This is a genomic window from Herbiconiux daphne (assembly GCF_024979295.1).
Lineage (GTDB): Bacteria > Actinomycetota > Actinomycetes > Actinomycetales > Microbacteriaceae > Herbiconiux > Herbiconiux daphnes.
Genome location: NZ_JANLCJ010000390.1, coordinates 1 through 701, shown reverse-complemented (window position 1 = coordinate 701; position 701 = coordinate 1). Strand labels below are relative to the sequence as shown.

1 protein-coding gene is annotated in these 701 nt (G+C 42.8%); it reads left to right on the top strand.

Translation table 11 applies throughout. The features are described from left to right. Positions 1 to 701: hypothetical protein (locus tag N1032_RS25415; protein ID WP_259543375.1), on the top strand; the 701-nt coding region annotated here is incomplete at both ends.

The window sequence follows — 701 nt, the reverse complement described above, 5'->3', positions numbered from 1 at the left end:
GATGCTACTGCCTTTGCTAAAGAACACATCCGTGTTACTAAAGCTGGTAACGAAGCTGCGAAAGAAGCTAATCTGAGTGATCAGAAAAATAAAGAACTTCAAGATCAACTTCGTGAAATGCAAGCTCAGATTGATGAAATGACTTCCAAAGCTAAATCATCTTCTACTAAAGAATCTGAGAAAGATGCTGCTCGTGCTGCTGAGGATGTACTTGTCAGCGAAGCAGAGAAAGTGTTCCGTAACAAAGATGCTAAACTTGATGAAGTGGTTGCTGCTGCTAAAGCTTTGAAAGAAGCTTACTTCGGTAACGATCCTAAACGTTCGCATTCTGTTGTACGATTTGCTGAGGTACTTGGTGATGTTACGAAAGCTCAGGAAAAATATCCAAATCATGAATTCATGTGGCTTACACATGACGATGTTCGTTCATTGGCTAAGACAGGGTTTAAGGACGCTGACGGTCTGATGGATAAACTGGTACGTAATGTATTGGGTATGAAGTATGGAGAGAGTAACCTGCTGACTAATGCACAACGTGAAACTCTTGCTGCTCGTATTGAGCGAGGGGAAGATGTTGATGTGAACCTCATGTCCAAGAAAGGACGTGCTGCTCTTCTGGAAGGAACTACTTCTACGCCTAAACAGAAAGTAACTGTTCGTAGACGTCCAGGTAGTCGAGCTGGCGTAGGTAATGTTCCTGT